Origin of the sequence: Streptomyces sp. BPTC-684, assembly GCF_030028635.1 — a bacterium.
In the GTDB taxonomy this organism is placed as follows: domain Bacteria; phylum Actinomycetota; class Actinomycetes; order Streptomycetales; family Streptomycetaceae; genus Streptomyces; species Streptomyces noboritoensis.
Map to the genome: position 1 here is coordinate 7,283,263 of NZ_CP124863.1, position 23,912 is coordinate 7,307,174.

Sequence of the window (23,912 nt, forward strand, 5' to 3'; positions counted from 1 at the left end):
TCCGGCCTGGAACCATGTAAAGCAGCAGGTAAGAGCCTATTTTCGGGCTGTTTTGGCTTGGGGAACGGTTCTGGTGGGCAAGCGGAAATTTTCTGCTTGATTTCCGGTGACGTACGGTGACGTTGAAAGCGAGGCGAACACTACTTTCCGCAGGTCAGAGTGGGTATCGACCCAGTTTCTGACGCATCGTCATTTGGCTTCGTTTTGGTTGGGCGCCGGATTGCCCGTGACCGCTATTTCTGGCTGTTGCTACCGGTCCCGCTTGACCAGTCCGGTAGGATCGCTCCTAAGCACTGCGACGCAGGGCACCTAGCGAACCAGCCCCTCGAAGACGGACCGCTTCGGCCCCGGACCGCCGAAGCGGTCCGGGGCCGAAGTGTTGCCAGGGTCGTCCAGGATCGTGGTTAGTGCTGTCGGCTGGTCAGCCTGGAGGCGATCGATCCATTCAGGAAGGGGAGCCACGGGCGCGTCGGTGACGATGGCGTACGGCAGCCCGCCGACGTCACTTCGGGTCGGTGCAGTACCGGAACACCGCGTAGTACCGGTGCATCGAGCCGTCGCGTTCCTTGACGCGCTGTGCGTACGCGACGATCTCGTCAGAGCGCCGGAACAGGCCGCGTGTGGTGAGGGCCGCGGCGAGGGTGCCGGTGCGGAAGACCGCGATGGCGTCTTCGTCGCCGTTGGCGATCGCCTCGTTGATGCCGCGGGTGATCTGGTGGTTGCCCCGGAGTTCGACGCACAGGTCGGTGATGAAGCGGGGCAGCAGGGTGTTGAGGACCAGGCTCGGGGTCATCGGGGCATCTCCTTGCCGGTCGTGGCGGGGTCGGCGGCTTGGACGGCCTGGCGGCCTGCGTCGGTGATCCGGAACAGGTGCGGGTGGGACCGGTGTTCGTGGTCGGGGTCCGGGCTGCCTTGGACGTGGCCGCAGTCGTCGATCGAGGCGGCGTAGCCGAGCTCTTCGAGGGCGGTCTCGTCGGCGGCCCGCAGGAACACTTTCACGCCCGCGTCCGTGGTGAGCATGGGCAGGATGCTGCCCTTGGGGTGGTCGGCGGCCGCGCGAAGGAAGGCGAGCCGCTTGGGGGTGAGCCGGGGTGCCATGGCGTTTCCTTCCCGCGTCAGTCGGTGGTGAGGGAGATGTCGGAGCCTGCCGCGCGGGCGATGGCCAGGCCCGCCAGGAGGAGGACGCCGGCCACGGCCAGGAGGGCGGAGGAGACCAGTACGGCCACGGCGGAGGCCCCGGTGAGCTTGCCGAGGGTCATGGAGGTGGCGGCGAAGGCGAGGGCGCCGATGGTGGCCGCGTCGCCGCTGTGGCGCAGCGCCGACCAGGCGGCGACGGCCCCGGCGGCCAGGGCGACGGTCGTGATCCAGGTGAGGGTGGACCGCTCGATGCGCATGATGGGTGCTCCCTTCACCGTCGGGCGTAGCGGGCGAGGCGGATGACGTCGCACTGGCAGGCGCCGCCGTGGGCGATGGTGTGCAGTTCCTGGATGGTCCAGCCGGAGATGCGCTCGGGGCCGCCGGTGGTGCTGTACGCCTGGGTGGTGCCGTTGCTGGGGCCGGAGTGCGGGCTGGCCAGGGTGTCGAAGGCCCATCCGTTGGTGTGGATCTCGTTGCCCTGGGGGCCGGTCCGGGTGGTGACGGTGCCGATCTGGAGCACCCGCAGCTTGGTTGCGTGGCGGGCGCGTTCGGCGGCCTTGCGGGCGGCCTCCTGCGTGGCGTACTCCTCGTCGCGGGCCTTGGCGGACTTCCGGTCCGCGAGGCGGCGCTGTTCGGCGAGTTGGGCGTCGGCGGGGCCGCGGCAGGTCTCGTAGGTGTGGCCGGTGACCTGGTGGCCGGAGGCCCGCGAGCACCAGGAGCAGACGTCGGCGGGCTTGGGCTTGATTGCGGCGAGTGAGCCGGTCAGCCAGTACGTTCCGGCGATGGCGAGTACCGCGCCGATGGCCATCCACCCGTACCAGGCGAGCAGGTTCGACATGTCGTCCTCCCTTCGTGTCGCGGCTGGGTCAGCCGAGCTTGGCGAGCAGCAGGGCGGCCGGCAGGAGGCCGAGGACGATGTGCGCGGCCTGGTCGACGTGGGCGGCGCCACCGTGGGCCTGGAAGGCCGTCTGGCCGGTGTGGCGCATCCACCAGGCGACGCCGACGCGACGGTCAATGGCCGCGTGCGAGACGTGGATCCAGGCGAGGGCGGCGACGGTGCCGAGGGCGCTGAGCGGCAGGCCGAGGGCCAGGTTCGGGATGAGCAGCAGTGCGGTCAGGGAGAGCGTGGTGTGGGTGCCGGCGTGCGCCTGGTTGGCGCCCCAGCCGTGGTGGTGGCGGCCGGGGTGAGGGTCCGTGTCGCTCTCGGTCCAGCCCGCCTTCCGCGCGGCCTGGCGGTCCGTCTGGAGCGGGTAGTCCGTGGCGAGGTGGGCGGCGTAGAAGACGACGAAGCCGGTCAGGAACACGAGTGCCTGGGTGACCATGACGAGTAGTCCTTCGGGAGTGTGTGGGTGAGCTTGCTGTCCGGCGGCCGGGGTCAGCCGGGTCCGCTGGACGGGGTTCGGCGGGTCAGCGCCGAGGGTTCGTGCAGCGCCCGCCGGGGCGGGGCGTTGTGCTCCGCGAGTGCGCAGTGGGCGTGATCTGTGCTTCAGCTGCTCTGCTCGCCCGCGTCCTGGTCGTCGTCGAGGGCCTTGATGTGGTCGGCCTCGAAGCCGGGGACGCCCATGATTTTTTGCCGGGTCTTGCCGCTCAGTCCGGTGACGATGTAGAGCCGTGCGTCGGCGTCGTAGCCCTCGATGACGCCCTCGCGGCCGATGTAGTCGGCGGTGAGGCCCTCGGGGACGGCGGTGATGCGGACGCGCTGGCCGGTGGTGAAGCCGCCGGGCAGCGGGCGGTCGGCGGGCGCGGGGAAGAAGCTGATGCGCTTGCGGCCCGCGTCGTAGCGCCGACGGGCGGTGGAACGGGCCTGCGGGTTGTCGGGGTCGAGGACTTCCTGAATCTCGGTCCAGGACTGGCCGTAGCTGTCTTTGAGGGCGACGGTGAGGACGTCGGCGCGGTCGGTGAGCAGCTTGAGGGCCCACAGCACGGAGCGCAGGCGGCGCTTGGCGTCGTCGGCGCCGTCGAGACGGCTGGTGTCGGCGAACTCCATCGGGTCGGCGATCGCCTGGAGGACGTCCTCAAGGGGCGCGTCGCCGGACAGAGCCTGGAAGAGCCAGCCGCGGGGGTCGTCGTCCTTCTCCCAGCGCAGGTTCGCCATCAGGGTGCCGACCTCGGTCACGCGTACTGTCATGGCATTTCTCCTGTTCAGTTCATGAGCGGATGCGCATTTGCGCATTGCTTCTGCGGATCGGGGGTACGGCGGGGTCAGGCGCGGACCAGGCGGCCGACAGTGTCGACCAGGTCGTTGTGGGCGGCGCGGGCCCGGTCGGCCCGGAGGTCCATGTCGTCCTGGTCGGCGGCGTCGTGCAGGGTGAAGGCAGAGTCGAGGAGTTCATCGAGCAGTCGGCGGACCTCGGTGTCGTCGGTGAGCAGCTGCACCTCGACCAGGGCCTCGGTCACGCGGGAGCGGGCCTGAAGGGCTGCGTCCTTCGCGGCGGCCCGCTCTGCGCCGGTGGCCTCGCGCAGGGACCACCGGCCGAACTGGAGGCGCCGCAGCGCGGTGGTCTCGGACAGGAGGCGGGTGGTGGCCTGGCGCAGGTCGCGGCGGGTCGTGGCGCGGCTGGTCTCCGTCTCGCGCCGGTCGGCGGTCCGGCTCTGCAAGATGTGCGCGACGATCGCGCCGAGCAGGGTGCCGGCGACGGTGATGATCCCCACCCAGAGCTCCATGGTTCCCCCTTTTCCGGTGTGCCATATCCCCAGTTGAGGCTATGGGCAGATGCGCATTTGCTCATCTGCACAACACTTAGTGTGCGCGTTTGCGCACAGAGGTCGCAAGGGGTGCGGGAACATCAACTCCCGCTAGCCGTACGGAAATCGGCAAACACCGAGGCCGCAGCCCCGAAAAAAGTTGGGCTGCGGCTTCGGCCGTGGCTGCGGGCTATCCCCAGCGCTTCAGCTCCCGCGTCAGCTCCTCGATCCACACCCGGCGGCGTGGCCCCACGTACTCCTCGGGCTCCGGGCCGAGCGCGACCACGGGATCGGTGACCTGGTAGGTGGCCCGGTACACCAGGACGTCGGTGGCCGCGTCCATCCACTCGTCCGCGTTGCGGGCCGGCGGCATCGGCCCGAACGCGGTGGCGAACCACACCGGCAGCAGGTGCGCGCCGCCGACCGCGTCCGAGAGGCGGCTGCGCAGCCGCAGGCGCAGCTTCGTCTCCGCCCGCTCGCCCGCGTTGATCACCTTGGCGTTCTTCGCGCGGGCGGCGTCGTCAGCCGCCAGTTTCGCGTCGGCCTGCGCCGCGGCGTTCACCAGGCTGGCGATCCGGCCGTGGGCCTGGTGTGCCCGGGGTGCGGACGTCGTGAAGTCGAGTTCGGCCGCCTTGCGGTGCGGGTCCCCGGCCGGGGTGGTGGCGAGCACCTTCGCGGCGCGCAGCACGGTCGCGCGATGCCGGCCCCGCTCCTCGCGGGCCTGGGCGAGATGGCTCTGGTGCAGCTTCAGCCGGGTGCGGTCATAGTCGGAGAGCAGCCTGGCCCGCGCGGCCCGGCCCTTGTCCGCGGTGAGGGCCAGGGCGTGCAGCTCGCCCCCGCAGTCCTCATCGAGGTCGACGACGACCGCACCCTTGGCCTGGCGCAGGTGCCGTTCCAGTGCCGCCACCCGCGTCGTGAGACGGCTCACCGCGGTGTCGGTCTCCCCGATGCTCGCTTCGAGATCGTCCCGGACCTCTTGGGTGTCCGACTTCGCCTCGCGCAGCTCGTGTTCGAGGCTGTCGACCCGGCCGGGCAGGCCCTCCATGTCTTCGAGGGTGCTCTCGATGCCCGACACCTTCGACTCCAGGGAGGAGACGTCGTAGTCGAGGCTCCGCTTGACGCTGTCGATCCGGCGGTCCAGGTCGTGGTGGGAGTGGTCCATGCTCATGCCGTCGCCCGCCCCTCGGCCTGCGTCGCGTCGTAGGAGATGACGGAAGCGACAACCCAGCCGACCGGCGGCACGAACCACACCAGGGCCGGCAGGACGGCGAAGGCGAGCAGCGGCACCAGCACGGTGACCACGCTGAGGACGGCCGCGGCGTACCGCAGCTGCCGGTGCTTGCCCGCCACCGGCTTGTTGCCGGCGAGCACGGCGCCCACCACGACCTGGAGCAGTGCCAGCACCACCCAGCCCCAGCCGATCCAGCCGGTGAACGGCGCCAGGCCGAGCAGCACGCCCCCGGCCATGTGCGCCCGCGTCGACCAGGTGAGCACGCTCTCGCTGGCCTCGCGGTGCGGCGCCTCCAGCTTCGCCGGCACCTCGGCCTCGTACGCCAGCAGCACCGACCCGGCCCGCTCCAGCTGTGCGAACAACGGCTCGTAGCGCGGGTCATCCTCGGGCAGGCCCTCCAGCTCCTGGAGCACGGAGGCGATGTCAGCCTGGAGTGAGGCGACTTCCCCGGCTATCTCGTGATCGATTTCGCCCATTCATACCCCCACCTGCGATGTGATGATGCGACGAACGAACACTTCCCCACGGCGCGGGTGCACAGCCCTCGCAGCACATCGACGGTAGCGGCACGCACTGACATGCCGTGCCGGAGGCGCGGGCTACCTGTCCTGGAAGACGCGTGAAGAGCGGGGTGCCGGGGTACGCGCGGCCACTCCCCGCTCATGGTGACCACTCCCCCTCATGGTGAGGAGTGAAGCCATTCACTCTTTAGGGCTACTTGGCACACAAGTGGGGCAACTGCGCCTCCGTCGGTGGGGTGTTGGGTGGCAGAGTCCTGGGAGCCGAGCGGGCTTGCGCCGCTCGCTGACTGCCTTGTCTCTGAAGATGTCTGCCGAACCGATTCACTGCGCGATGCGCAGGTGCTGAGACGGCCTTCTCCACCAACTGTGTGCGATCTCCGCACACCGGACCGACTGAGGATCTTCGTCATGACGACCACGACTGCACTGCTGATTCTGGTGCTTGTGGTGCTGGCCCTGCTCGTCGGCAGCGCCCTGTTCTGGCTGGCGCACGCCCGCCCCGCGCTGGCCGGCCCGCTCAAGGTCGCGCTGGCCGGCCTGATGCTGATGACGGCTTGCATCACTGCCGTTGTCGGCGCCGTCCGCTGAAGTAGTCGTACGGAACACTGCGCCGTCGCGGCTTGTCCGCTACAGCTCCAGAACGGCAGCAAGCCCGTGCCGGAAGGCACGGGCCGCACCGTGGCGTGAGTGAGGTGCATCACACCAAACAGGGGTGCGCCGCGAAACGCAGTCCCTGGGAGTCCGTCCGGGCTGGCTGGAAGGGCTCAGGGGCTAGTGTCCCGCGAAATCCGTTGAACAGACGTCCTGGCGGACGCCTGCGGACGGCTCCGGACAGTCTTGGACAGGAGGCTGCTGTCTGCGGGGAGCGAGCCGGAATGACCTGCGGGATTTCCCCGCACGCAGGACAGGTGGCGGGGTCTTCCCGGACAGTCCTGGACATCCACCGGACACTGCGACGGCCACCTGTAAGGGCTGGTTGCGCCATTTAGGCAGTACGAAACTTTCATCCTGTCAGGAGCACTACACCGTAAGGATCTTGAAGTGCCGGAGGTGCGAACTTGTCGTACCCCGGAGTGCGTTGGACGGGGCGATCGGCGAAGGCCCAAACTTGTGGCGCGTCGCCGCATGGAGGCGCCAGGGGCCCGCGAACCCCTGCTCTGATCCTCTTCCGTCCGGGCTGGGCGGCATGACCACCAGGGAGTGGTTGGTATGGATGGGTTCAATGTGCCAGAAGTCGGCTGGGGCCCTCGGCCTGCGGCGCTGGCCTCTTCTGGTTCGGGCTGTGTAGTGACAGGCGGTGCCCCGCGCGCGTTCGGGTTCAAGCGCGCCGCCCTCTGGAGCCTCGGCCTCGTCCTGAGCCTCGCTGTGCTCGGCGTGTTCTGTGCCAGGGGCTTGGTGGTCGAGACGGTTGCTGCGGTGTTCGCCGCTGTGCTGATCGCCGCCTGCGCCACGCTGGGCAACGAGGTGCTGAGGGGTCTGCGTAGCCGTGCCACAGAGCGGAGGCGTCGCGACGAGGGCGGTGGGCCCGCATGGCGGTGATCACGCACGACGCCGCCACCGCTCTGCGCGAGCTGCTGCGCAATGCCATGCGCCGCGAAGGCCTGACGATGCGTGGAGTCGCGCACGACCTTAGCCTTGCGATTTCGATGGTCGATGGCGTGATCAACGCGAGGCGTTCTCCGTCGGACAGTACGTTCGCCGATTTGGCAAAGACCTTGAACTTGACGGCAGAGGAGCGCACCCGCGCTTTCCAGCTTGTCGAGGTACTGCGGGCGCGGCGGGACCGGCGCAACGCAGCGGCGGACTCCGGATACCCGCACATCACGGTCGATTCAGGACATGCGACGGTGATGAGGACCGTGGCTGACGATGTGCCGCAGTTCGGCCAGCCGGACCCCTTCCGGGTTGAGAACGTGGTTCAGCTCATCGCGGCGCTGCGCGCCGTGCATGTGTGGGCGGGCAAGCCGTCTCTGCGCACCCTGGTGGCGCGCAGCCAGGGGCGCCTCAAGCGCAGCAGCATCTCCGACATGCTGCGGGGGGAGGCCCTGCCGGATTATGACCGGTTCACCGAGTTCCTGCGGGCCTGCGGCATCCGGGACGTCACCGCGTGGGTGTTCACCTGGCGGCGGCTGAAGGCACTGGAGGACCCCACCGTGGCCGAATGGCTGCCCACACCCGGGCCGCGCTCGGCCTGACGCTGTGCATCTCCGGGGACTGTGGTTCCCTGCTCAGGGCCCCACCCTCAAGCCATCAGGGTGGGGCCCTCGACGCATCTGGTGCTCAGTTCCCGCAGTATGGGCACAGGCTGCTGGCGCGGCCCGGGTCTCGACGACCACCCCGCGCTCGCGTATCCGCTTGAGCTGGTAGGCGATCGACGACGGGCTGGACAGCCCGGCCGCTTGGGCGAGTTCCCGCACGGACGGGGCCTCGCCGTGCTCGGCCACCCACTCGCGTGCCGACCGGATGATCCGGAGCTGCCGCTCGGTGAGGTGCCCGCTCACGGCCGAACCCCGGAGCGCACGAGTTCCTTGAGCGCCATCCGGGCCGAGGGTGCCCTTCCGGCCTGCGTCCGCCAGTACGGGTGGGCGGCGAGGCGTACGGACAGCTGCTGGAGCCGACGGCGCTGGGTGGTGGTCCCGGCTGCCCGCGTGGCTTGGGTCGCGAGCTGCCGGTACGCGGCGTACCAGGCGGTCTGAGCCTCGATGAGGTCGGCAGGGAAGGTGTATCTCACAAACCGGGAGTAGATCAGACGTTCGATTTTTTGGGCGAATCGATCACGCGCCCTCAGTCACAGCTGCTGTCCTGTCTCATCGAGGCTTGGCTGATCTCACTGAAGTTTGACCGGGTTCGTTGGTGGTCAGCGCTTCGTCGCTGCCTCGGACGACAGCTGCGGTCAGCCTAGGTGGTCAGTCAGCTTGGCGGTACTCACGATGCTGCTTCCTTCGTAGAGTTCGATGACCTCGCTGTACTGATTCTGCTCGCGGTTGATAGTCAGCTCGCGATGGCCCCAGGCGCTGAGGTCCCGGGTGTAGTTGTCTCCTGCATTGATCTGAACGATCCAGCGGCCCTTCTCCCCCTGCTTGACGCGAAGCCGCACGGCCTCATGGGCAACTCCCCTATCGCCCGCGGTGATCACTCTGTCGCCCGAGCCACAGATCGGGCAGGGTTGGTTGACCTCGTCCAAGACCTGATCGCAATCGCGGCACTTAAAGGTCACCGGCGCGTCTACTGCCGGCGCCGCCTGAACTCGGCTGCGTACCGCCGCAATCTTGAGTAGGCGGTCATGGGCGCGGCACACGTGCCATGTCTCGCTGGTCTCCCCGGTGAAGGTCAGCACTACGGTGTGCGTCCCTTCGTCCTGGCATTCGTCCGCTTCGCACTTGGTCACGTGGTGTTCAACGAACCGGTCACCGATCGGGTAGCACCCTCAGGACGGTGCAGAGCCGGTCAAGGTTCGCTGAGATCGGTCAAGGAACCGGTGAGACAGCACACCGGCTACGACATCCAGGCGTTCGTCCCCCACGACCAGGACGACGGCGACGAGTACGAGGGCGCGCACCCGGCGGCCGCGGCCGCCTCGGCCGCGTTCGCGGCCGTCGGCTTCCTGACCGTCCTGGACTGCGTGGAGGACGGAGATCCCGAGGCCGCGTACATCGCCCTCGATGCCGCTGAGGGCTTCCTCGCCCACGCCTTGCTCGGCCTGCACACCGCCCGTCAGTCCCTCGGCTGGGCCCCGCCGTCACCCGTGTGAGTGACGGGGTATGGACGGAGGCCTGCCGCGGCGAGACGATCCGCAGAAACTGTCCTGGGCCCGGTCGCGTAGCGCGGTCGGGCCGCGCGTCGCTCTGCGGCGCACAGGACGGCGACGGCCCGCATGCCGCCCCAGGCGGGGCAGTGCGGGCCGTCGCCATTTGCCGGGTCCGGGTGCACTTCGTCGATGGTTGGGGCGGGTTACTCGGCGGGTTCGTCTGGGGCAGGAGACGGCGAACGGTTATAGAGCGCGGCTTCCTCGGGGTGCGTCGCGGTGCGGAGCTTGACCCATGCGGCGTCCTGGTCCACGCCCGTCACGCGGGAAAGCCGTCTGGCCTGCCAGGAGGTGATGGGTGACCAGATCCAACGGCGTCGGGTGAGCTGATTCATGCAGCAATTCTTCCCCGCCCGTGCCCGGACCGGGGCGGGAACTGGCGAGCTGTGGATCCGTGCGGCACGGGCCACGTCGGCAGGGGTGGCGGTGTCGCCGTACGACAGGGTGAGAGCCCGGCGGCGCCACTGCATGCAGCGGGCTCTCCTCGGCGGTGTGCCCGGCGGGCAAAGGCCGTTGGTTCGAGTTTTCCGAAGGGGGGCTCGTAGCCGAACTCGCGGGTGGTGCGTCCAGAACGGTATCGGAGCGGGCGCGGGTTCGTCCCGGTCCGCCGAACCGAGGGCCGGACCGCGACCTCGTACGCGGGTATGGACCGGCGGTCGACGGCGGCGTACTGCTCGCCGGCGGGTGCGGGGCGGGCAGGCGAAGGGGTACTGCTGTCATGGTTGTTTCGGGGAGCGCGAGACGGCCGCCCTATCGGGCAAGTGGTTGGTGGCGGCGTCAGTATGGATTGAGCGCCTCCCAGTTCTCGCGGTACACCGCTTCGATCTCTTCGCTCCGGCCCGCCCTTTCGAGAAGGTAGGCGAGGTTGACCGCCGCTTGGAAGTCCCCGGCCGCACTGGCCTGGCGGTACAGGTGCTCAGCCTCCTCATTCCGGTCGGTATCGGCGAGCAGGACAGCGAGGTTGAACACCGCGTCGGTATGTCCGGCGTGCATAGCTTGGCGGTACAGGTGCTCAGCCTCCTCATTCCGGTCGGTATCGGCGAGCAGGACAGCGAGGTTGAACACCGCGTCGGTATGTCCGGCGTGCATAGCTTGGCGGTACAGGTGCTCAGCCTCCTCATTCCGGTCGGTATCGGCGAGCAGCAAAGCGAGGTTGACCGCCGCGTAGGTGTCCCCGGCCGCACTGGCCTGGCGGTACAGGTGCTCAGCCTCCTCACTCCGGCCGGTAACGGCGAGCAGGTTGCCGAGGTGGAACGCCGCGTCGGTATGTCCGGCGTGCATAGCTTGGCGGTACAGGTGCTCAGCCTCCTCATTCCGGCCCGCCCTGTGGAGCACGGCAGCGAACCCGACGGCCGCGGCGGCGTCCCCTGCGTCTATGGCCGGGCGATACAGCTGCTCAGCCTCCTCATTCCGGTCGGTATTGGTGAGCAGGACAGCGAGGTTGAACTTTGCGCCGGCCTCCCCGGCGTCCATGGCCTGGCGGTACATCTGCTCAGCCTCCTCACTCCGGCCCTCCTGGTCGAGCAGGTAGGCGAGGTGGAACGCCGCGCCGGGTACATGTGGGACGAGGGGGCGCCAGGCATCGTCGGCTATGTGAGGGGCTGTGTCCCAGGCATGCACACCGATGGTGAAGCGGTCGTTGTCGTCAGTGGCATGGTCCAGGGCGGCCTGCCATACCTCGTCGGCAACGCGGCTGGTGGTGTGGTCGGGGAGGTAGTCGAAGACGTTCCAGGCGCCGGGGTCGCTAGTGGGCAGCAGGAGACTGGTGGCCCCGTAGCGCAGGCGCCCGGTCCACGCCAGGGCCTCGTCGAGAGGTTCGGGGCGCAACAGGGGGTCGTCTGGCAGGTAGTGGTGGTGGAGAGTGGTAAGCAAGGAGGTGGGGTAGGGCGGGCGCAGGCCGGTGCGGGCGAGGTCGACGGCCGCGGCGACCAGGCTGGCGCCGCGGGGGTGGCCGCCGGGTCGGGTGGCGTGTCGCCATTCGGTGAGCAGGGCGGGGCCTGCGGCGAGGTATTCGGCGACTCCATATGGGCCGTGGTGGGTGACGGCGTCGATGATGCGTGGGTCGTCGCATTCCTGGGCACGTGCCAGCTCCTCGGGGCTCCAGCGGCGCTGAAGGTGAAGTGGTTCGATTTGCTTGAGTACGCGAGCTCCCGTCCCAGATGGATCAGGGCCGATGGGGCCTTCCAGCGGCGTCTCGCCGGTGCGCGGGTAGAAGTTGTCGTAGTGGCGCAACTGCATGGTGGCTAGCACTGGCGTTCGCAGGCGCACCAGTTCGGCCAGTATCCCTGCTTCCAGGCCGTCGGGAGTAAGGAAGCGCTCCAGGTCGTCCAGCCACACCAGGCACCGCACAGCAGTGGCGGCCACCACTTCCACCGCGACCACCAGGTCCGGCCCGGTGTCCGGAGCCAGAACCCGGTAGCCGCCCAGTACCTCGCACCGGCGCACCGCGTGGTGGGCGACGCGGGTCTTGCCCGCTGTGGACTCTCCGAGCACCAGCACCAGTCCGCCCCGCTGCGCCGCTTGGGTCAGCCGTGCTCGCAGCACTGCGTCGACATCCCGGGCCACATACGGGGGCACCGCGTCACCGGCACTATCGGGCCGGGCCCGGTGCGTCCCTGCTGTCAGGGCGTCCCAGGTCTCCACCAGCGTCCAGCGCTGCGGGTCTTGCAGGTAACCGGGCACTCGCGCCCCGGCAGCGGTAATCGTCACCGGCCCTGTGATGTCTCGCGCGGTGACGACCACGTCCTGGCGGCCTCCACGGACGTCGGCGTGGACATCGCCGCTACCGGACGGCTCCACGGTCACGACCGGCTTTCAGTCGCCGGACTCGTCGGACTGCTGCGGCGGTGGAGGCGGGCTCGTCGGAGTGCCGAGGTTCACCCCGCCAGCGACGTCGCGGGTCGTGACCACGTTGCCCTGACTGCCACCCGAGATGTGGGCGGAGACGCTGCCCGTCCTGGCAGCTGGCACCACCTGCTGCGCCTGTCGGTGCCAGGCATCCAGCGCGGCGGCAAAACCCGCATCCAGCCCGGCCCGTGCAGCCAACGCCGCCGACAACATCTGCGCCCGACACTCATCAGCGGGCTCGCGCTCCAGCAACGTCAGCTCCACCTCGGCCGGGGCAGGCTCCAACTCACCCGCCGCCACCCCCGTCGGTCGGCCCGCTTGCCCCCGCCAACGCCGTACCAAAGCAACCAGGCCCTGCCAGGACTGGCTGCCCGCGGTCCCCGCCGCGCCCGTGGCCAACGCCAGCAACAGAGCAGCCGAAATCGGCTCCATGGCCCACCCCCAAGGAAAATCCTGTCGTCACACCACCGTAGGCCTTCCTCCCGCCGCAGGAACGTTTCGCCCGGAATCTAGGCACCGCCCAGAGAATCCGGTCGCCTCACCGGTCGCCTCAACGGGGCGTGTGCACGGGAGGCCGCCGACGCGTGGGCTCGTGGCCTACTCTTACTCGGCCCCTGTCTTCCCTGTCCCTCCCGCGTTACGCAGGCTGTGCTCGATGAGGCCGGGTTGGTCGATGGTGCCGGTGTAGCGCAGGGCCGCGCCGACGGACAAACCGAACAGGTCGCAGATGCGGCGGGGGTCGCCGCCGGTGGCCTCGGCTTCGTGGAGGAGGCGGTCTTTGCCTGCTGCCGCTGCGGTCGGCCGCAGCCCCACCGCCCGCCGCAGCGGGCCATCGCCCGGATGGAGGGGGACACCGCCGACCGCCGTATCCCCCAGCCGGTCTGCTCCGACACCACATCGTGGGCTTCGCGGTCAACATCCCCTGGGACAAGGAGATAAGGGCCTTCACGGACTCCCCCCTGCCCCAGGAGCTCGCCGCCCGCTGGCCAGGCCCTGCCAGTGTCGTCTACGCCACCTGAGTGCCGTTTCTCATGTCCCACACGGTCACCCGGCCCCTTTCACGCACGATCTGGAAGGCGCCGTGTCCAGAGAGCCGGAAAACACCGGTCTCACGCTGTGATTTGGGATCTGGTACGGCTGACCGGATGGGCAGGCTGGGCTGCTGCAGGACCGACGACGATCCGAAGACGCGGTCCCACATCCTGTACCACGGATCGCGCTTGGCTGGCCGGACTTCGCACGCGTCCAGGAAGGCACTGAACTGGTCGTAGGAGCTGGGCAGTGCTTTGCGGGAGATGATGCGGTGCGCTGTGCTGTGTGGCAGGCGCCCCATCCCGCCCGCCTGCTTCTCCATGGTCTCCATGGAAGGGGCCCCCGCCCGTTCGTAGAGTTCGATCAGCACGGCCGACACGTCCGCTTCATCCCGGACGAATGCCAGGAGAGGCGGTTCGGGGCGGGGGCGCTGAGTCTTCTGCCGCGATTCGTAGCGCGCCTTGCGCCACAGGGACTTCGCGCGCTCCATGGCCTTCTGTGTCTCGTCAGGGTGCTCTTCGTCGGCCAGAGCCTCGGCGACGCCGCGCACGAAGGACGCGACGACCGGCCACGGCGGGACTGTCGCCCCGCCGGCCGCTGCCCGCTGCAGCGTGTGCCGGCTGTACGCGCAGTGCTCGGCGAGCTCGGCGTAGGAGCACGAGCTGAGCGCACGGCGCCTGCGCAGGAACAGGGCGAGCTGCGCGTTGTACTTCAGGGTCCGGTCGACGGGTATTTCCTTGCGGCCCATGGCGCACCCCTACTGGATCGCGCCGAAGACGGCCCGCAGCACCTTGCGCAGACGCTGGGAGGAGCGGATGTGCAGGGCGGTGATGGTCACGGCGGCGATCAGGCCGGTTCCCGAAAGCAGCTGCAGGACGGCCAGCATCGGCATGCCGGTCTTGGCGAGCACCGCTGCGGTGACGACAAGGACGATGACGACGGCCGCTTCGGGGCCGCCCAGGCGACGCTGGACGGGGAGCACTTCGTCGTTCGGTACAGGCTCCGTCGGTGCCTGTGAGACGTGGGGTGTACGAGGCTTGCCTGCCACAGGGTGTCCCTTCCGTGGCCGCCCGGCGGGCCGAAGGTATCCACCGGGCGGCTGCTACTGGCTCCAATTCGGCAAGAACCAAAGGCGGTTGGCGGCGCCTGGGCTTGGTTCTCGACCTGCTGCACACCAGCATCTCAGGCCGAACGCCCCCTCCATCCCCGCTCATATGCTCATCGGAGTTTTAGTGCACGTGCATCCCAGGGCTGACCCGCCCCAGGGATACTTGGCCAATGAAGTGTGGTAGGCGGACGGGCAGGGACGAAGCCCCTGGTCACAGGCGTGTGATCAAGCAACCATGCGGGGTGCCGCACGCGACGCCGCCGCCGCTGCTCATCCACATCCCATCTGCGTTTGCGCGTACGCCTTCTGGTTGCGATGCTCACTCGTACGAGCAGCCCGCCTCACTGAGAATGGGCGCTTCGTGTCCCTGATTGCTACTGGCTCCAACCACAGCTGACCAGGGCATTTGCAGGTCTATGTTGGCGCATGATCTGCACCGAAAGGCCGGTCCCGCTTCTGCGGGGCCGGCCTTCTGTCTTGAGAGCCCTAGCACAGCGGTCGGCGTTACCGCCAGTGCTGCGCGAGCTTGTCGATGCGCTTGCGCAGCCGCTCGTCTTCCTCGTACAGCGCGATCATCGCGCGGATCCGGGCGGTCGTGTCGATGCCGTCCTCGACCCCGGCCAGCTTCAGCATCTTCTTCTGCGCGGGCGTGGTCGTCAGGTTGATGCGCTCGCTGTAGAACGTGGTCTTCTCCTGCTCGGCCGGCGGGGTCCGGCGGGCGAGCGGCCCCGCCGCCGCCGTCCTACGGGGGCGCGCCGGGGCTGCGGCCGGTGCCTCGCTGCCCGCGTCGGCCGGTGCTGCCGGGGTAGCGGTCTTCTTCGCCGGGCTCTTCCTGGCGGTCGTCTTCTTGGCCGGTGCGGCGGTCTTCTTCGCCGGGGCCTTCTTGCCGCCCCGGTTCAGGAAGCGTTCCGCTGCGGCTGCGGCCTTGGCCTTGCGTCGGCCTGCGGGGGTGTCCTCGTCAGGGGCGGCGTCGGGGGTGGTGGCTTCTTCCATGAGGTCACCCAATCTTCGTGCTGATCTCGTCGAACAGGTCGATTCCGAAGCGGCGCAACGGGCCGCGTGAGCGGTGCAGGTAGTTGTCGGCAACCAAGTCGGACAAGTCGAGCTCGGTCTTCAGCAGCGGCACGCCCATGCCGTGGAGGGCGATCCGGCCGGTGTCGGTGAGGAGCGTCTTGCGTGCGCAGGTGAGCACCCCGTTGAACGGCTTGCCCGCCTCCCGAACCGCGGCGAGCGTCGCCGGGACACTGTCCTGGTCGGCGGGCCGGGCGGGGCAGGCCAGCAGCACGTAGTCGGCGGCCTCGATGGCGGCCTTGGCGATGGCCAGCGCGCCGGGCGGCGGGCCGTCGATGACGACCAGGTCGCGATGGCTGGTGGCGCTGGCGATCCGGTCGGACAGCTGCTTCGCCGACGGCATGCCCGTCACCGCCATCCGCAGCGGCCGTGATTCCTCCTCGGCACCCAGCGACCAGCGGGTCAGCCCGCCCATGGGGTCGGTGTCGATGGCCTCGACGTCCAGGCCGGCCTCCGCGGCGGCTTCTGCCAGGGCCAGGCTGACCGTGGTCTTGCTCGCACCGCCCTTGAACATCGCCACTGCAATTTTGAATGCCATAGTGGCAGGTTAGAGCATGCGCACATGCGCAGACGCCCATGGCACAAGATCCATGAGCGTCTGAGGGGTGGGTTCTACCGGCGCATGAGCCGAGGGGCATCGTCAACGTCGCTGCTGGTGACAGCACTCAGCTTGGCCGGGTTGTTCTGCGATTCCTGTTTGAGGACTGTGTCCTGCGGACGGTGCAGGCGCTCGTGGGAACGGAGAGCCGTGCTTGGCCGCCTGGGGCGAACCGGGTAGATGGTTGTTGCATAGGGACGGCTAACGACTCGTTGCCAGGTATCGAGCCAGTCACTCTGCACCTTGCGGGAAACACGGCAGGCGCGGAGGAAGGCAGCCATCTGTCCCCGGGAAGCAGGAAGGGCTTCTCGGTGGACGATCCGAGAGATGCTGCTGATGGCGAGCCACTCTGCGCCAGCCCGGCGCTGCATTTCACGGAACGATGGAAGGCCATCGCGTTCGTAGAGATCCACGAGCCCGAGACTCAGCTCCGCCTGAGAGCTGATCAGCCTTGGATGGGGTGTGCGCTGCCCGCGCGTGCCTCGTTGCTCCATGCGTGCGAGCCGCCAGAACAGACGCCCTTTTTCGACATCGGTCCTGTCCCCGCCGCACGCCTCGATGAAGGCCACGACGGTCCTCTCGGTGGGCATCACCTTCCCGGAGGTTGCACGCTTCAATGTCGCGGCAGATACCCCGGCCTTGGGCGCCAGCTCATGATAGGTAAGGCCCGTGGCCTTGCGCTGGTTGCGCAGCAGCGCGGCGAGTGCGCCCCGATCCGGCAGGGTGTAGTCGAGGCGATTCGGGCGGCGACCCATGGCCTACTCACCTGCCCAAGTGCAGAAGGAGCTGGGCAAGGCCAGCGGCCAGCTTACGGCCGCCGCTGGCTGCCATGAGCACCGCGACGCCGATACCCCCGCAGTACGCGAGCAGCGGGTAGATGTCGGAGACCGGCATGCCGGCGAGGGCGAGGGTGCTGCCCATGACGGGGAAGGCGATGACGGCAGTCACCTGGGCGAAGGTCAGACGGTTCGAGCTGGCGGGTGTCGACTCCGCCGGGACCAGCACATGGGTGCTGGGCTGCTTCTTGGGCAAGACACACTCCCCTGACGATGACGGCCGGCGCCCGCGAGGGGCGCTGGCAACGACTGGCTACTGGCTGCAAAGTGCTGACACGCAGGGGGAATTGGCGTTCCCACCTACGGCTTCGTGCGTCAGACCATTCTCCCAGCCCTCCAACGGGCTCCGGTCCCGCGATCGGCGCAGCGGGCCGTTTTGGTCCGTTGGTGTACCGGTCGGGAGCGCAGAATTTTCCCGTTCACCGGCGTCTTTGAACTGACCCGGTACAGGCTGGTCTTGGGTGAGGAACGGGGCTGACCCCGGGCGTACCGGGGAATCCGCACGGTGTACCGGCGACCGGAGGGAGGCGCATCGCGCTCAGTGAGGTCCCGCGGGCTGTGATTGGCTCATCTTTGGACAGCCCGAACTTGCATGCATGCATGCCTAGGCCGACGCTGAGGGCAGCAGAGGGTCTAGTCCCCCTGCACCCCTGACGGCTACTGGCTGCAAACCACGCTGACCAGGGACATCGGCAGACACCGTGTTGGCGCACGGCCTGTCACCATGAGGCCGCCATCTCTCAGATGAGATGACGGCCTCACGGCTTTCTGCCAGCTCAGAGCATGCGCGCATGCACAGACGACCATGGCACCTGAGCTATGGACGTCTGCGCTGCTTCAGGAGCGCGGCGGGATCCGGGATCGAGGAGATCAGAAGAGGTACGGGTCGAATCCGAGGTGGGTGATCTTCCACTGGTTCCTCGCCACATGTCCAGGGTCCTCCTGGACGCCCCACGGAACCAGGTTGCAGAGAAGCCGTTCGCTCAACCGTCTCCATGACGGTTGAGCGAACGGCTTCTCTGCGCGCAGTCCCGATCCAAAGCGCCGTGACCTGCGGGTTCGAAGTTCAGAAACAGGCTCTCAGGCTCTCCGGGAGAAACAATCCGTCAGCGTACGGACGGAGAGGGAGCTGTGCGGGGAGCCACAGGCTCGGCCAACGGTGCCTCGGAAGGCAGCGCCGCCCTGGGATGGGAACCAGGGAAGGTCCGTGCCGGGGCCATGGAGGGCACCGGCACGGTGGTCGGGACGGTCGGGTCCTTCCCCCAGATGAGATACAGCACGGTGACTATGCCGAGGCCTACCAAGATGGCCGCGCCCATCCGCGGATTCTTGTAAGCGATGTAGACACCGACGCCTGCCAGCGCAAGAGCAACAATCAAAGACAGGGTCATTGGTTCCGCCCCGACTGTCGCAGATCATTAGTAAATAGATTGTTCACGTGATTCCTCCTCAGCCTCTCAACATGAGGACGGAGCCACGGGCTATAGACTTTCACCTAGGGCAAAAAATACGGAAGGGCCCGGATCCACACGCTATCAACTGCGTGGATCCGGGCCCTCATGTCACACCTGTACCGTATCTGGAGTTGGGTATGTCCACCCCTCCGCACTTTATCAAAGAGCGGAAGCATGACCTCTTAGGACTTGACAGGCGTGGCTATTTGTCAGCTACACAGATTTCTCTTTCTCTTCATCGAGAAACCAGGAGAGGACTGCAACACTGGTGCCCCCAAGAAGTCAGAGGATATATGGCAAGATTGGTGCCGTTTTCATTTTCCCCTGCCTTCTGTATATACCATTGAACTGAGGTCACCGTGCCGACATCCAGCTCTCAAGCTGATGGGTGATCTGTAGAACGCTGGGTCGTTCCACAGAGAGATCGAGCACAAGGTCATCGACGATGGCGACGGCCACTTCGTCACCAGCTTGAGCCGCGTGGAGCCACCACGCATAAGCTGATTTCTCATCGTCCACCTGCTCAACGATCTCCGCGATTCTTCTGTAGATACCTCCCTTTCTATGTTCCTTCTCCTCTGCGGCTGCGGGCAGGATGCCCCTCAGCTCATCCAGGAGGTCTTCCCCTTTCGGGGCAACGATCCCCTCTTGGATGCCTTCCTCGGCCTCGGCCGACTGCGTGCAGCTCACAGTGCCAACTGCTCCACGGTCTGCCGTACCCCGAGCAATCCCCATCTTCAAGAAAAACTTGTTAAGGAATTGCTCGGGATCGGGTTGGTCGCCTGAGGAAGACTGGGAGTTCAGCGCCATGGTGAGCCGTTCAACGACATCCACTATGGCTTCCTCCCTCTTCTTAGTTCCCCTGATAGGCTTCCCGGAGAGCCATGAGGGCCCTCCGTTCGTATCGGCGGGCGGTCGACTCCGAGATCTGAATAATGGCCGCTACCTCTACAATGGTGAATTCCCGCGCATAGCGCAGGTAGATAACCAGACGCCAAGTCCGATTCAAGCTATTAAGGACATCGAGCATCCTACGAAAGCTGTCATCGTCCTCGACGCGCAAGTAGTCGTCGCTTCTGACAACTTCTTTACTGGCATCCTGTTCTTCTCGAAAGGCCCGGCTCGCCTCACTCCGGATTGCGTCTATTGCTGAATAGACAACACACGAGTTCGAATAACCAGGAGTACGCAAGACTCGATCCCTGAAGCCTGCCTCAGGCCACCTTTTCCAGAATTTCTCAAGAACGTTCTGGAGAGCATCTTCAGCAGCCCAAGGGTCGCGAGTGATGCGAAAGGCCACCCTGAGAAGGCGCGGCGTGTTCTCTTCGCAGTACTGACCAAAGTCGCCTCTGAGATCGAAGGATTTCTCCCCTGCGGCATGAGTGGCTTCCTCATGCCCGGAGGTCAGGCCCGGTTGAGTGGCTGCCGGACCTGCCGACTCGCCGGTCGTTGAGAACGTCTCGGACGTTCCGCCTTCCTGCGGGTCTTCCCAGTGGTCGCCGATCTTCACCGACGGCCCCCTTCCCGGTAAGACCGGCTCGGACCCCCAGTTCCCCAGCGGGATCCGAGTCCGATGGACCAAGGATGGGAAACCCCTGGCCTGTCTAGGAGACGAAGCACAGCCACCAAATCCCGTCACCTCCGGCCAAGATTTCTTCCACACTGCTCTTCTCCAGGTCAGAGCCATGGCCAAGAAGGGCCATCAAAGTCAAGCTCACCGGACGCACATGTGCGCATATGCGCATGACGATGGCCTGTGTGCAAAGTCCGGCCGTAAGCTCCCCGGTGTGCGCCTTGCTCTTTTCGACCTCGACAACACGCTGATCAACCGGCAGTGGGCTCTTGCTGATTGGGCGAGAGCCTTCTGCGCTGACCATGGTCTGGACACGGCAGCCCAGCGGCACATCACCGAGGTTCTTCGAGAACGGGCCTACTCGACGACCTTCGAACGGCTGCGCCAGGAGCTCGCCCTCCAAGAGCCGGCCGCGCAGCTCTGGGACGGCTACGTCGCTGGCATCGCCGCCCGGGTACCCCGCAGCCCGGACGTCCTCGCGGGCCTGGAGCAGCTGCGCACCGCCGGGTGGAGGCTGGGCATCCTCACCAACGGCGCCAGCGACATCCAGCGCGCCAAAATCACCGCGGCCGGCCTCACCGACGCGGTCGACGCCATCGTGATCTCGGAGGAGATCGGCATCCGCAAGCCGGAAGTCGACGCGTTCCACGTCGCCGTCGCCCGGACCGGCGGCACCCCGTCGGCGCGGGCCTGGATGGTCGGCGACAACCCGGCCGGGGACATCGGTGGCGCCCACCAAGCCGGGCTCAGCACGATCTGGCTGCGCGGACGGCCCTGGCCCGACGGCGTGCCCGCGCCGCACCACACCGTCGACACCGCCACCGAGGCCATCACCCTGCTGCTGACAGGGAGCGCCTCGTGACCACGATCGGTCTGCTGCACCCCGGCGCGATGGGCGCGGCCGTCGGCGGCCAGCTGGCCCACGCCGGGTACCGGGTGCTGTGGAACCCCACCGGCCGCTCGAAGGCGAGCGCGGACCGTGCAGCCGCAGCCGGGCTGACGCCGGTCGTCGACCTCGCGGCGCTCCTGGACGAAGCCGACGTCGTGCTGAGCATCTGCCCGTCGGCCTTCGCCGACGACCTCGCCCGCACCGCGACCGCGTACGCCGGGACCTGGGTCGAAGCGAACGCGATCACGCCGGAACGGGTGCGCCGCATCGCCGACCTCCTCCCCGCGTCCACCGTGGTCGACGGCGGCATCGTCGGCTCGCCGCCCGTCGGCGGCAAGAAGCCCACCCTCTACCTCTCCGGCCCGGGAGAGACCGGGACGGTAGAGGAGCTGTTCGCTCACACGGACGTACGGACCCGCGTCCTGGGGGAGAGGATCGGGCAGGCCTCTGCGCTGAAGCTCTCCTACAGCGCGTACCAGAAGGCCAGCCGCGTCCTGGCGGCTGTCTCCTATGGCCTTGCGGTGGACCATGGCGTCGACCAGGAGCTGCTCGCCATCGCGGGCAAGCGGCCCGGCTCGTACCTGACGGAGACCGGCTACATCCCGAAGACGGCGGCAAGGGCCTGGAGATGGAGCCCGGAACTAACCGAGGCCGCCGACATGCTCCAAGAGGCCGGGCTGCCCGACGACATGCTGCGCGCGGCGGCCGCCATCCTGGACCGCTGGACGGAAACGAAGGATGACCGCGACCTCTCGGTGGACCAGGCCGTGGACCTGCTGAAGAAGCCCGCCGGCTGAAGCGACCTCCCAGGCTCCCAGCTCCGCCGCGAAACACGTCTACCTGGGAAAATGAGGACCCTACCTCCCAGCTCTCCTGAGAAGAACGGACATTCCGGGCTGTGCTCAGGGAAGCCTGGGAGGATGGATAATCCCACGCATGCAACGACGCCGCAGATATTCAGGGGTCATGGAATTTCCTTGGGCTCTGCCCGTGGGCATCGATGCTCTGGGGCTGGTCGAGCATGTGACCATCGGAGGGCAGAAGGTCACCCTGGCGTTCCCGGACCTTGGCAGCGGCGGGGAACTGACAGCTGCACTGGACGGGTATGGCAAGCCGATTCCCCAACAGATGGCCACGTTCTCCGAGGGACGGTGGGGATACCGCAGTTCGTCCCGGCTCTGTTACGTGAGCCGGGCGTCCGCCGTCTGCCTGCTTCAACCACAGGAGAAGATGTCTGACGCGGCGGACTTCAACGCGCTGAGCGAGGCGTTCCCCCGCTGGTTCAGGATCTTGCAGGAATGGGCCGCGGTCTGGAGCGGAGAGCCTCTCCGGGACTTCGACGACGCCCACAGCTCGGCCATCCACATTCCAGCGGGCGATCAGCACATGACTGGCAGTGGCGCGCTAATGGGAACTGTCTTCATCGGGGCACAGCCCCTGAATCGATCCCAGCTGGCGGGGGCACTTCGCCGCGCTTCGTGCCAGGAGCACCTCCCGGTTGAGCATCGGATGCTGCTGTCCGCGAAGAGCGCAGAACTAGGCGGCGACCTACGCCGGGCGGTCATTGACGCAGGGACGGCCGTCGAGGTCGCTCTTGGGGCCTACATCACAGACCACCTGAGTAAGAAGAGGCTGCCAGCGGACTTCATCACCGAGGCGATCAAGTCCGCTAACGGCATGGTGGCCCTACACGGTCTGTGCACGAACCTTGGTGCGGAGCTGGAGGTCTCCAAGAACAGACTCCGAGCGGAACTCGCCGAGATTAGGAATCCGGCAGCCCACACCGGAAAGATCCCCACCGCTGCTGAAGCGCGCCGGGCCCGAACCCACGCTGAGACTCTCGTCCGAGCACTCAGGCCGATCCCACAATCCTGACCTGCCGCTTCAGTTCCGGCTGTGGCCACTGTGCACCGAGACCCTGACAGCCACACGCAGAGCATGCCCGCGCGCCTTCTGCGGACCGGGCGGTGCAGAGCTTGAAGAAGCCCATCCACATAGCCGACCTCCCAGGCTCCCAGCACGTCAACGAAACGCCTCTACCTGGGAAAACAGGGATTCCGCCTCCCAGCTTCCTGAGAGAAACGGACATGACGATCGTCATCTGGGAGGGAGGCGGGACCGGGCATCAGGCCCGCCGTATCGCCTTGAGGTTCCGCAGCGTCAACTCGCTCGTGCCCCGGCCCGCCGCGCTGCTCTCCGCCCAGGCGAGGAACGCGCGTGGTCATGGCAGGCATCTTGTAGGGCCCAGAGGTGGTGTGCACCTGGGCGTGCGCCAGTGCAGTGCAACGCGGACATGAGCGTAGGGGGATACAGAAGGACGGGCCGGAGGGCATCCTTACCTGGGAAGGGCTCCCATGACACCCAGTTCAATACTCGCGTTCGTAGCTGGATCGCTCTCCTCCGCCGCACTGGTCGCAGGGGCAGGCTGGCTCGTGAAGAGACAGCTCCTGGTCCTGCTCGCTGACGCGCGGAAACGGCTCCGCGAACAGGATTCCGGACTGTTCGGAGTCGAGGAGCGCTGGTCTGACCTTGTCACGTTTTCAGGGAAGCACGGGAAGCGGCTTCGCCAGAGATTCGACCAGGCAAGCTCCGCCACGTGGTACTTCATCACGCATGACCCTCACGCCTTCGCAACATGGTTAGGGCGTGAATCGGAGCTGCGCTCCATCGCCAGCAAGGTCAGTCGGTCAAACATCAGTGTCGTCTGGGTCTTTCATGGCGAGGAACTGTACGCCTCACAGCGCCCTCTACTTGTTGTCAATGCCCCAGAAGACGGGGTGACTTACAGCCCCGGTATGCATCTTCTGCGGAACGCAAGCACCTCCAACAGCAACCGGTGGCTGGTGTTGAGCAGTCAGGTACCTCACTTCTACCTGGCCTTTCTGTCCGTTCCTGATGTCCCGCGGAACTCGGAAGACCACGCGCCGGCAGGAACGTTCGGTTTCGTGCAGCCCTACCTGCTGGCCCCCCGCTCGTACGCGGCGAGGGCAGGTCTCTATCTCGAAGCAAACGGCGACAGCGCTAACCAATTTCTCGTGGATTACTACTACAAATCCATTGTTGACTTCGTTCGGATTGGGCAAGAGCAGGGTTGGCTGACACAAACTAGTTAGCCAAGTGCGGGA

The 23,912-nt window shown here is 67.2% G+C and carries 31 protein-coding genes; 8 read left to right on the forward strand and 23 right to left on the reverse strand.

Features of this window, described 5'->3' with window-relative positions; translation table 11 throughout:
* Positions 1-502: 502 nt before the first annotated feature.
* The 9 genes from QIY60_RS32400 to QIY60_RS32440 form a co-directional block, all read right to left on the reverse strand.
* Positions 503-793 carry a hypothetical protein gene (locus QIY60_RS32400; RefSeq protein ID WP_283145711.1) on the reverse strand — a complete coding sequence of 97 codons (291 nt, stop codon included), beginning with the start codon at positions 791-793 and terminating at the stop codon, positions 503-505.
* Positions 790-1,098, reverse strand: coding sequence for a hypothetical protein (locus QIY60_RS32405; RefSeq protein ID WP_283145712.1), 309 nt, complete (start codon positions 1,096-1,098; stop codon positions 790-792). Before QIY60_RS32405 ends, QIY60_RS32400 begins: the two co-directional genes overlap by 4 nt.
* 17 nt (positions 1,099-1,115) lie before the next feature.
* The gene (locus tag QIY60_RS32410) at positions 1,116-1,394 is read right to left on the reverse strand and encodes a hypothetical protein (RefSeq protein WP_283145713.1); all 279 of its coding nucleotides are present in this window, start codon (positions 1,392-1,394) and stop codon (positions 1,116-1,118) included.
* A 14-nt stretch (positions 1,395-1,408) separates the two neighbouring features.
* Positions 1,409-1,975 carry a hypothetical protein gene (locus tag QIY60_RS32415; protein ID WP_283145714.1) on the reverse strand — a complete coding sequence of 189 codons (567 nt, stop codon included), beginning with the start codon at positions 1,973-1,975 and terminating at the stop codon, positions 1,409-1,411.
* A 28-nt stretch (positions 1,976-2,003) separates the two neighbouring features.
* Positions 2,004-2,459, reverse strand: a complete 456-nt coding sequence (locus QIY60_RS32420) for a DUF3307 domain-containing protein (protein WP_283145715.1) — start codon at positions 2,457-2,459, stop codon at positions 2,004-2,006.
* A gap of 164 nt (positions 2,460-2,623) precedes the next feature.
* A complete protein-coding gene (locus QIY60_RS32425; protein ID WP_283145716.1) occupies positions 2,624-3,265 on the reverse strand; it encodes a hypothetical protein in 642 nt (213 codons plus the stop codon).
* Between the two features lie 74 nt (positions 3,266-3,339).
* The gene (locus QIY60_RS32430; protein ID WP_283145717.1) at positions 3,340-3,801 is read right to left on the reverse strand and encodes a hypothetical protein; all 462 of its coding nucleotides are present in this window, start codon (positions 3,799-3,801) and stop codon (positions 3,340-3,342) included.
* Positions 3,802-4,012: 211 nt separating this feature from the next.
* A complete protein-coding gene (locus QIY60_RS32435; RefSeq protein WP_283145718.1) occupies positions 4,013-4,990 on the reverse strand; it encodes a CopG family transcriptional regulator in 978 nt (325 codons plus the stop codon).
* Positions 4,987-5,529, reverse strand: a complete 543-nt coding sequence (locus QIY60_RS32440; protein WP_283145719.1) for a hypothetical protein — start codon at positions 5,527-5,529, stop codon at positions 4,987-4,989. The genes QIY60_RS32435 and QIY60_RS32440 overlap by 4 nt, the downstream gene beginning before the upstream one ends.
* Positions 5,530-5,982: 453 nt before the next feature.
* On the opposite strand from QIY60_RS32440, the gene QIY60_RS32445 reads away from it, so the two are divergent.
* The 3 genes from QIY60_RS32445 to QIY60_RS32455 all read left to right on the forward strand — a co-directional run bounded on the left by QIY60_RS32445 (position 5,983) and on the right by QIY60_RS32455 (position 7,769).
* The gene (locus tag QIY60_RS32445) at positions 5,983-6,162 is read left to right on the forward strand and encodes a hypothetical protein (RefSeq protein WP_283145720.1); all 180 of its coding nucleotides are present in this window, start codon (positions 5,983-5,985) and stop codon (positions 6,160-6,162) included.
* Between the two features lie 621 nt (positions 6,163-6,783).
* Positions 6,784-7,113 (forward strand): hypothetical protein, encoded by a 330-nt coding sequence (locus tag QIY60_RS32450; protein ID WP_283145721.1) that lies wholly within the window; start codon positions 6,784-6,786, stop codon positions 7,111-7,113.
* Positions 7,104-7,769 (forward strand): helix-turn-helix transcriptional regulator, encoded by a 666-nt coding sequence (locus QIY60_RS32455; RefSeq protein ID WP_283145722.1) that lies wholly within the window; start codon positions 7,104-7,106, stop codon positions 7,767-7,769. Before QIY60_RS32450 ends, QIY60_RS32455 begins: the two co-directional genes overlap by 10 nt.
* 33 nt (positions 7,770-7,802) lie before the next feature.
* Here the strand turns inward: QIY60_RS32455 and QIY60_RS32460 are convergent, their stop codons facing one another.
* From QIY60_RS32460 to QIY60_RS32470, 3 genes are all read right to left on the reverse strand, one after another.
* A complete protein-coding gene (locus tag QIY60_RS32460) occupies positions 7,803-8,075 on the reverse strand; it encodes a hypothetical protein (RefSeq protein ID WP_283145723.1) in 273 nt (90 codons plus the stop codon).
* Complete coding sequence (locus QIY60_RS32465; RefSeq protein WP_283145724.1) at positions 8,072-8,305, reverse strand: hypothetical protein; 234 nt, start codon at positions 8,303-8,305, stop codon at positions 8,072-8,074. The genes QIY60_RS32460 and QIY60_RS32465 overlap by 4 nt, the downstream gene beginning before the upstream one ends.
* Before the next feature lie 162 nt (positions 8,306-8,467).
* The gene (locus QIY60_RS32470; protein ID WP_283145725.1) at positions 8,468-8,911 is read right to left on the reverse strand and encodes a hypothetical protein; all 444 of its coding nucleotides are present in this window, start codon (positions 8,909-8,911) and stop codon (positions 8,468-8,470) included.
* 141 nt (positions 8,912-9,052) lie between these two features.
* On the opposite strand from QIY60_RS32470, the gene QIY60_RS32475 reads away from it, so the two are divergent.
* On the forward strand, positions 9,053-9,325 hold the full coding sequence (locus QIY60_RS32475) for a hypothetical protein (protein WP_283145726.1): 273 nt from the start codon (positions 9,053-9,055) through the stop codon (positions 9,323-9,325).
* A 200-nt stretch (positions 9,326-9,525) separates the two neighbouring features.
* Here QIY60_RS32475 and QIY60_RS32480 read toward each other — a convergent pair whose 3' ends face one another.
* The 11 genes from QIY60_RS32480 to QIY60_RS32530 all read right to left on the reverse strand — a co-directional run bounded on the left by QIY60_RS32480 (position 9,526) and on the right by QIY60_RS32530 (position 19,835).
* Positions 9,526-9,714: a hypothetical protein gene (locus QIY60_RS32480; protein WP_283145727.1), complete on the reverse strand. Its 189-nt coding sequence runs from the start codon at positions 9,712-9,714 to the stop codon at positions 9,526-9,528.
* Between the two features lie 442 nt (positions 9,715-10,156).
* Positions 10,157-12,121, reverse strand: a complete 1,965-nt coding sequence (locus QIY60_RS32485) for a tetratricopeptide repeat protein (RefSeq protein ID WP_283145728.1) — start codon at positions 12,119-12,121, stop codon at positions 10,157-10,159.
* 72 nt (positions 12,122-12,193) lie between these two features.
* A complete protein-coding gene (locus QIY60_RS32490) occupies positions 12,194-12,658 on the reverse strand; it encodes a hypothetical protein (RefSeq protein WP_283145729.1) in 465 nt (154 codons plus the stop codon).
* A gap of 574 nt (positions 12,659-13,232) precedes the next feature.
* Complete coding sequence (locus tag QIY60_RS32495) at positions 13,233-14,006, reverse strand: helix-turn-helix transcriptional regulator (protein ID WP_283145730.1); 774 nt, start codon at positions 14,004-14,006, stop codon at positions 13,233-13,235.
* A 9-nt stretch (positions 14,007-14,015) separates the two neighbouring features.
* Positions 14,016-14,240, reverse strand: coding sequence for a hypothetical protein (locus QIY60_RS32500; protein WP_283145731.1), 225 nt, complete (start codon positions 14,238-14,240; stop codon positions 14,016-14,018).
* A gap of 630 nt (positions 14,241-14,870) precedes the next feature.
* Positions 14,871-15,359, reverse strand: a complete 489-nt coding sequence (locus tag QIY60_RS32505) for a hypothetical protein (protein ID WP_283145732.1) — start codon at positions 15,357-15,359, stop codon at positions 14,871-14,873.
* A 4-nt stretch (positions 15,360-15,363) separates the two neighbouring features.
* Positions 15,364-15,975 carry an AAA family ATPase gene (locus QIY60_RS32510; protein ID WP_283145733.1) on the reverse strand — a complete coding sequence of 204 codons (612 nt, stop codon included), beginning with the start codon at positions 15,973-15,975 and terminating at the stop codon, positions 15,364-15,366.
* Between the two features lie 74 nt (positions 15,976-16,049).
* Complete coding sequence (locus QIY60_RS32515) at positions 16,050-16,790, reverse strand: helix-turn-helix transcriptional regulator (protein WP_283145734.1); 741 nt, start codon at positions 16,788-16,790, stop codon at positions 16,050-16,052.
* A 7-nt stretch (positions 16,791-16,797) separates the two neighbouring features.
* Positions 16,798-17,067 carry a hypothetical protein gene (locus tag QIY60_RS32520; RefSeq protein ID WP_283145735.1) on the reverse strand — a complete coding sequence of 90 codons (270 nt, stop codon included), beginning with the start codon at positions 17,065-17,067 and terminating at the stop codon, positions 16,798-16,800.
* 1,612 nt (positions 17,068-18,679) lie between these two features.
* Entirely contained in the window at positions 18,680-19,159 is a 480-nt protein-coding gene (locus tag QIY60_RS32525; RefSeq protein WP_283145736.1) for a hypothetical protein, read from the reverse strand.
* 19 nt (positions 19,160-19,178) lie between these two features.
* Positions 19,179-19,835: a sigma-70 family RNA polymerase sigma factor gene (locus QIY60_RS32530; RefSeq protein ID WP_283145737.1), complete on the reverse strand. Its 657-nt coding sequence runs from the start codon at positions 19,833-19,835 to the stop codon at positions 19,179-19,181.
* Positions 19,836-20,112: 277 nt separating this feature from the next.
* On the opposite strand from QIY60_RS32530, the gene QIY60_RS32535 reads away from it, so the two are divergent.
* The 4 genes from QIY60_RS32535 (at position 20,113) to QIY60_RS32550 (ending at position 23,900) form a co-directional block, all read left to right on the forward strand.
* The gene (locus QIY60_RS32535) at positions 20,113-20,760 is read left to right on the forward strand and encodes an HAD family hydrolase (protein WP_283145738.1); all 648 of its coding nucleotides are present in this window, start codon (positions 20,113-20,115) and stop codon (positions 20,758-20,760) included.
* Complete coding sequence (locus tag QIY60_RS32540) at positions 20,757-21,584, forward strand: DUF1932 domain-containing protein (protein WP_349253976.1); 828 nt, start codon at positions 20,757-20,759, stop codon at positions 21,582-21,584. Before QIY60_RS32535 ends, QIY60_RS32540 begins: the two co-directional genes overlap by 4 nt.
* 193 nt (positions 21,585-21,777) lie before the next feature.
* Positions 21,778-22,662 carry a hypothetical protein gene (locus QIY60_RS32545; RefSeq protein WP_283145739.1) on the forward strand — a complete coding sequence of 295 codons (885 nt, stop codon included), beginning with the start codon at positions 21,778-21,780 and terminating at the stop codon, positions 22,660-22,662.
* A gap of 557 nt (positions 22,663-23,219) precedes the next feature.
* The gene (locus tag QIY60_RS32550; protein ID WP_283145740.1) at positions 23,220-23,900 is read left to right on the forward strand and encodes a hypothetical protein; all 681 of its coding nucleotides are present in this window, start codon (positions 23,220-23,222) and stop codon (positions 23,898-23,900) included.
* Positions 23,901-23,912 lie beyond the last annotated feature (12 nt).